Raw genomic sequence first — 6,463 nt, 5'->3', positions numbered from 1 at the left:
GGTCTCGCGGCGGTCGGCGGCGGCACCGCCGCGGCGCTGGCGGCGACGTCCCGGGGCGGGCACGCGCCGTCCCCTCCCAGGTTGTTGTGGCGAGCCACGCTGCCCGTCGGCAACGACATCCTGATGCCGCAGGTCTTCGCCCGCGCGGTCGTCGTCTTCGCGGCCACCACGAAGTCGTCGGCCTACGACGCGGCCACCGGCCGGAGCCTGTGGTCGGCGCCGATGCACGACGTCGCCACCGACCACACCCTCATCTACGCGCCGTCCGCCGAGGACGGCGACATCGCCGCGACGGACCCCTACTCACATGCGCGGCGCTGGAGCTTTCCCCAGCCGCCCGGTTTCACCGCGCAAGCCCTGGCCGGCCCGGCCAACGGGTTGCTCGCCCTGATCGACGAGCACGGGACGGTCATCGGCCTCGACGCCCGTACCGGCAGGCGGCGGTGGACCCACGACGCTCCGGCGACGACCCTGCTCAGGGGAGTTCAGGGTGGCGTCCTCATCGCCTGGTCCGGCCGGGAGACCGACGCCGAGAAGCGCCTCTTCGCACTCGACGCCGGGACCGGCGCGGTCCGCTGGAACCGCCCGTACCCCAAGTCGGGGATGACCTTCCCCGGCGCGGGAGACCTGGTCTTCGGCAGTCCCACCGGAGACACCGTCGAGGCCCTGTCGGTCACCACCGGCCGGACGGCCTGGACCGCCGACGTCGGTGATCTCGGGAGGCTCACGGTGGCGAACGGCACGGTCCATGTGGGCGGCGCCGTGCTCCACGCCCTGGACCTGGCCACGGGACGGCAGAAGTGGGCGTACCGGCCGACAGTGCCGGGAGACCAGGACCGGACCTCCCTGGTGAGCGGCGGACACGCCTACGTCCTCGACAACCGGAACCTGATCGCGCTCGACGCCGGCACCGGACGCCGCCTCTGGCCGGCCGGCACGCCCGCCGGGGACACCGCTCCCCTGGTCGCCGCCGGCGGCCTGGTCTGCACCGGCGTCGCCGGAACCACGGGCCCGGGCCTGTACGGCTGGAACGCGGTCACCGGCGAGCTCGTGTGGAACCATCCCATGGCTTCTTCGAACCTCACCGACCCGTGGGCCCTGACCACCGCCGGCTCCGTCCTGGCCGCCTCCCAGGACTCCATCCTGGCCGCGTTCCACCTCGCCCGCGCCTGACACGAATTCGGGTTCCGGGACCTGCGTGTCACCCGTGCGGGAGGGGGGCCGCCGCCTCTCTCGCCTCGGCCGGCGGGATGTTGTGGTTCAGCCGGAACAGGTTCGCCGGGTCGTGGACCGCCTTCAGCTCGGCGAGCCGCCGGTGGTCCGCCGGTTCGTACGCGTCGCGCACCTGGTCGGCGGTCCGGTCGCCGTAGATGAAGTTGAGGGAGCGGCCTCCGGTGCTCCACGGCTCCATCGCGTCGAAGACGCGCCGGTGCGCGGCGCGTACGGCGTCGATCCCGTCTCCGGTCAGAGGCGACAGGACGCGTAGCAGGAAGCGCGCGTCGCGGTGCCCGACCGCGTTGGGGACGGCGGGGGTACGGGCGAGCGCGCCGCCCAGGTGACGCAGATCGACCACGCACGGGACCGGCGCGCCCGGACCGGCCAGCTCGTGCACGGTGCGCACGGCCCGGTCGTCGAGGTCGCGCAGCAGGAGGTTGGATCCGGCGTACCCGTGCGGCTGGGTCGGGTCGTTGTAGATCGAGCCGCCGTCGGCGTACGGCAGTTCGGCGAGCGTGTCGCGCAGCGGCGTCCCGGCGGACCGCAGCGGCGCGACGAGCCGCTCCCCCTCGGCCGCGTCCCCGAGGTGGGCGATGCGCACATGGGTGATGTGACGGCCGCGCATCGGCTCCGGAACGAACGGCAGGTCGGGGAACGGGATCATCCCCACCGAGGCCGTCATCGTCTCCGGCACCGTGGCGGTCCAGCTCCGGAAGGCCTCCAGCACGTCCGCCGCCCGGTCGGCGGCGAAGAACAGGCCGCCGCCGTACAGCCGGGCGACCGGCACGAGACCGATGCGCATCCCGGTCACCACGCCGAAGTTGTCCCGGCCGCCGCGCAACGCCCAGAACAGGTCCGGGTCGCCGTCGGCGGTGACGTGGCGCAGCCGGCCGTCGGGCGTGACGACGTCGATCGCGTGCACGTGGTCCGCGGCGTACCCGTACGCGCGGGCCAGCAGCCCGAGCCCGCCGCCGAGCGTGTAGCCGACCGCTCCGGTGTGCGGCGCGCTGCCGTTCAGCGGTGCGAGCCCGTACGGGGCGGTCGCGCGCACCACCTGGTCCCAGCGAACGCCCGCCTCGATCCAGGCCGTACGCGCATCGGCGTCCACCTGGACCCCGGTCATCCGGCGGGTGCCGATCAGCAGGCCGCCGTCGGCAGGGACCGACAGCCCGTGCCCGGTCGCCTGCACCGCCACCGGAAGCGCGTGCTCGGCGGCGTACGCCACGGCCGCCTGGACGTCGGCGGCTCCCGTCGCGCCGACGGCCACGGCGGGCCGGTGCCGCCAGGCGGTCTGGAAGCCGTTCCGCTCGGCGTCGTACGCGTCGTCTCCGGGCACCACCACCGGGCCGCGCACCCGCTCGGCGAGCGTGTTCATGAGTAGTCCTCCTGGTCTCCGTTGGTCACCCGTCTACGGTGGCGATCCCGATGCCATAAGTCCAAGAGCTGGTTCGTCTCGCAACTAGCATGATTGGTTATGGAGCTTCGGCAGCTTGAGTACTTCGTGACAGTGGTCGAGGAGGCGAACTTCACGCGTGCGGCCGAACGCCTGCACGTGGCGCAGCCCGGGGTGAGCGCGCAGATCCGGCGGCTGGAGCGGGAGCTCGGCGAAGAACTGCTCGACCGCTCGGGCCGTACGGTCCGCCTGACGGAGGTGGGGGCCGCGGTGCTCCCGTATGCGCGGGCGGCGCTGGAGGCGGTCTCCGGTGCCCGCGACGCGGCGGCGGAGTTCACCGGGCTGGTGCGCGGGCACGTCACCGTCGGCATGGTGTCCTCGGCCGCCACCCACGACGTGGACCTGCCCGGGATGCTGGCGGAGTTCCACCGGCGTCATCCGGCGGTGGAGATCACGCTGTCCGAGGCGGGCTCCGGTCCGCTGCTCGGCGCGCTGCGCGCCGGCCGGATCGACGTGGCGTTCGCCGGCCTGGCGGCGGATCCGCCGCCGGGCGTCGACGTCCAGGTCATCACCGATGAGCCGCTCGTCGCCATCGTCGGCCGTGACGACCCGCTGGCCGGAACGCGGACGATGACGCTGCGGTCGCTCGCCGCGCGGCCGCTGATCTGCCTGCCTCCGGGCACCGGCATCCGTGCGTGCGTGGACGACGCCTTCGGCGCGGTGGGGCTGCGGCCGCGCTTCGTGTTCGAGGCCGGCGATCCGCGGTTTCTCGCCGCGCTGGCCGCCCGGGGGCTCGGCGTGGCCGTCCTGCCGGAGTCGATCATGGGCGGCCGTGAGGACGCGCTGTGCGCGATCCGGCTGCGGCCCGCCATTCGCGGGCGTCTGGTGTTCGCGTGGCGGTCCGAGGGCCCGGTCGGGCCGGCCGCGCGGACGTTCGTGCGGCACGCCCGTACGTCGCTGGCGGAGCGATTCTCCCGCTCATGAGTCAGGGCCCGCCGGAGCGTGATCGCGTCCGGCGGGCCCTGAGACCAGGGGGGATCAGTCGGTGATGGACAGGCCCGTCTTGGGGTCGAAGAAGTGCAGGCTGCGGTTGTCGACGGACAGCTCGATCTGCTGGCCCGCCTGGACGCGTGCGCGGGCGTTGACGCGGGCGGTCCACAGCGCCTTGTTGTCCGACAGCGGCAGCGACGCGCCCTCGTCGCCGTCGGTGGCGTCCTGCGCGAGGTCGGCGGCGTCCTTGTGCTGTACGGGCGGTGCGTCGATCGAGAAGATGACGTTGATCTCGCTGCCCAGCTCCTCGGTCAGGTCGGCCGTGGCCTGGATCCGCGCCCAGTCGCCGTTGGCGTGGGAGGAGTCCTCGAAGTCGGAGGGGCGCACGCCGAGGATGACGTCACGGTCGAAGTAACCGTCGAGGCCGGGCCGGGCCGACAGGGTCTCGGCCGGGATCGGCAGCTTGTAGCCCGCGAAGGTCACGTGCGGGCCGTCGTCGCGGACCAGCTTGGCGCCCACGAAGTTCATCGCGGGCGAGCCGATGAAGCCGGCGACGAACAGGTTCACCGGGTTGTCGAACAGGCGCTGGGGCGTGTCGACCTGCTGCAGCTTGCCCTCGCGCAGCACGCAGACCCGGTCGCCCAGGGTCATGGCCTCGACCTGGTCGTGCGTGACGTACACCGTCGTGACGCCCAGGCGCTCGTGCAGCTGGCCCAGGGAGGCACGCATCGAGACCCGGAGCTTGGCGTCGAGGTTCGACAGCGGCTCGTCCATCAAGAACGCCTGCGGCTCGCGGACGATCGCCCGGCCCATCGCCACACGCTGCCGCTGGCCGCCGGACAGGTTACGCGGCTTGCGCTCCAGGAACTCGGTGAGGCCGAGGACCTCGGCGACCTCGTCGACACGCTTGCGGATCTCCGCCTTGGGCACCTTGCGGAGCGTCAGCCCGAACCCGATGTTCTGGCGCACCGACAGGTGCGGGTACAGCGCATAGCTCTGGAACACCATCGCGACGTCGCGGTCACGCGCCGGCGTCCGGTTCATGAGCCGGTCACCGATCCGGAGCTCACCTCCGGTGATCTCCTCAAGTCCGGCGACCATGCGCAGCGCCGTCGACTTGCCACAGCCGGACGGCCCGACGAGCACCATGAACTCACCGTCCTTGATCTCCAGGCTCAACGAGTCCACGGCCTTGTTGCCGGCCGGGTAGGTCTTGTCAAGGCGATCCAGCGTGATCGCAGTCATAGGGGCGGTCTCCTTTCGAGCGGGCCGCGACCGAGGTTCGAGTTGGTCGGGGGTGGCGGCCCAGAGGCAAGGCGGATAAAGAGGGCTGTCGGCGAATGACCGCCGACTACTTTCGATCAACAGCGTTGAAGCGTGTGGGCCCGGCGTCGGACGGGACATCCCAATGGATCTCCGCCCAGGACACCTGGCCGTCGTTCTCCGGCTCGCGGCCGGACCGGTCGGCGAGCATCTGGATGATGCCCAGCCCCCGGCCGCGTTCGTCCTCCACGGCCGCGGGCCCCGGCTCTGCCCAGGAGGGGCTGCCGAGGTCGGCGACCTCGATCCGGGCCCACCCCCGGCGGCCCCGGATCCGGAGGGTCACCAGGGACCCCGCCTTTCCACTCGGTGTGTGGCGGATGGCGTTGGTCATCAGCTCGCTGGTGACGAGCTCGATGTCGTCGCACCGGGGTGAGTGCTCGAGCGCCGCACGGACGAGCCGACGCGCGACCGCGACGATGGCGGGCACGCCCGGGACCGAGATGCGCCAGTCGATGACGGCGTCACGGCCACGAGAGTCGTCGGTGGGCCTGGCGCTGCTCATCGGGATCGATTCTTGGGCCGCCGGACGTCGACCGGCCGCCCGTACGCGGTGGTTCGCGGTCATACGGCCACCTCCGTGGCTCGATCGCAGGCGCCGGAGAACCCGGAGTCCGTCCCCCCGATTCGGGCAGACCGTCGTCATGGGGGTTTTGATCATGGAACGCATCTCGACTACTCCCATGGCGGCCGCCTATACTCGATACATGCTTGTTATATATTGACGTTATCTACTAGTCAATAGAGGATGCCGAGTTTGTGGGCATCATCGGCGCTTGACAGACCGACCTAACATGGCTGACATGTAGGTAGGAGAAAGGGGGTGGCGCAAGGTGCGACCGCTGTTGCTGGCCCTGCTGGCCAAAGAGCCGGCTCATGGATATGAGCTCAAGCAAGCGCTGGAGCAGACCTTCGGAGGCGCTTACCCCTCCCCGAACATCGGCCAGATCTATGTGACGCTGGGACGGCTCGAGAAGGACGGTCTGGTTCGCAGCCAGGACGTCGAGCAGACCAGCCGGCCGAACAAGAAGGTCTACGAGCTGACCCCCGCCGGCCGCGATGCCCTCGCCTCCTGGGTCGACGAGCAGAGCGACGGCCCGAAGCTGCGCGATGACTTCTTCGTGAAGCTCGCGCTGGCCCCGATGACCGGGGCCGCCGACCGGATGACGCTGATCAACCGGCAACGACGTCACCTCTTGAACCTCATGCGCGGCCTGTCGGACCTCGCGGCGGCGACGGACCGGAACAACACCGTCGCACTCCTGCTCATCGAGGGCGCCCGCCTGCACCTCCAGGCCGACCTCGAATGGCTCGAGCGCTGCCAGGAGGAGCTCACCTGAGCCTGCCGCGTGTACGGCATGGCGGACGAGCCCGGCATTCCCTTTTTGACAAGGCCTGGACGACTGAATGTCACGCGAACCCTTTCGTGGTCCGCGTGACATTCAGCCCGCCATTCCTATTTGACCGACCCGGCCAGGACGCCTTGGACGAAGTAACGCTGGAAGGCGAAGAAGACGACCAGCGGGACGACCAGCGACAAGAACG

General features: G+C 71.1%; 6 protein-coding genes. 3 read left to right on the top strand and 3 right to left on the bottom strand.

What is annotated here, in order from left to right:
* Nucleotides 1–1,173 (top strand): outer membrane protein assembly factor BamB family protein (locus ACFFNX_RS38270; protein WP_378210996.1); only part of this gene is annotated, 1,173 nt, incomplete at its 5' end.
* A gap of 28 nt (nt 1,174–1,201) precedes the next feature.
* Here ACFFNX_RS38270 and ACFFNX_RS38265 read toward each other — a convergent pair.
* Complete coding sequence (locus ACFFNX_RS38265; RefSeq protein WP_378210994.1) at nt 1,202–2,590, bottom strand: FAD-binding oxidoreductase; 1,389 nt, start codon at nt 2,588–2,590, stop codon at nt 1,202–1,204.
* Between the two features lie 99 nt (nt 2,591–2,689).
* Between ACFFNX_RS38265 and ACFFNX_RS38260 the strand changes: the two genes are divergently transcribed.
* On the top strand, nt 2,690–3,592 hold the full coding sequence (locus tag ACFFNX_RS38260) for a LysR family transcriptional regulator (protein ID WP_378210993.1): 903 nt from the start codon (nt 2,690–2,692) through the stop codon (nt 3,590–3,592).
* Between the two features lie 54 nt (nt 3,593–3,646).
* On the opposite strand, the gene ACFFNX_RS38255 is transcribed toward ACFFNX_RS38260, so the two are convergent.
* Nucleotides 3,647–4,843 carry an ABC transporter ATP-binding protein gene (locus ACFFNX_RS38255; protein WP_378210992.1) on the bottom strand — a complete coding sequence of 399 codons (1,197 nt, stop codon included), beginning with the start codon at nt 4,841–4,843 and terminating at the stop codon, nt 3,647–3,649.
* Between the two features lie 106 nt (nt 4,844–4,949).
* Complete coding sequence (locus ACFFNX_RS38250; protein WP_378210991.1) at nt 4,950–5,486, bottom strand: ATP-binding protein; 537 nt, start codon at nt 5,484–5,486, stop codon at nt 4,950–4,952.
* 265 nt (nt 5,487–5,751) lie between these two features.
* Here ACFFNX_RS38250 and ACFFNX_RS38245 point away from each other — a divergent pair, with 265 nt between their 5' ends.
* Nucleotides 5,752–6,258: a PadR family transcriptional regulator gene (locus tag ACFFNX_RS38245; protein ID WP_378210990.1), complete on the top strand. Its 507-nt coding sequence runs from the start codon at nt 5,752–5,754 to the stop codon at nt 6,256–6,258.
* Nucleotides 6,259–6,463: the final 205 nt, after the last annotated feature.

This window comes from Actinoallomurus acaciae, assembly GCF_042429965.1.
GTDB classification, from domain to species: domain Bacteria; phylum Actinomycetota; class Actinomycetes; order Streptosporangiales; family Streptosporangiaceae; genus Actinoallomurus; species Actinoallomurus acaciae.
This window is presented reverse-complemented; position numbering and strand designations above follow the sequence as displayed.

Excerpts from the sequence above, each read along its gene's own strand:
- ACFFNX_RS38265 (WP_378210994.1), bottom strand. The coding sequence starts at position 2,590 with ATGAACACGCTCGCCGAGCGGGTGCGCGGCCCGGTGGTGGTGCCCGGA.
- ACFFNX_RS38260 (WP_378210993.1), top strand. The coding sequence starts at position 2,690 with ATGGAGCTTCGGCAGCTTGAGTACTTCGTGACAGTGGTCGAGGAGGCG.
- ACFFNX_RS38255 (WP_378210992.1), bottom strand. The coding sequence starts at position 4,843 with ATGACTGCGATCACGCTGGATCGCCTTGACAAGACCTACCCGGCCGGC.
- ACFFNX_RS38250 (WP_378210991.1), bottom strand. The coding sequence starts at position 5,486 with ATGACCGCGAACCACCGCGTACGGGCGGCCGGTCGACGTCCGGCGGCC.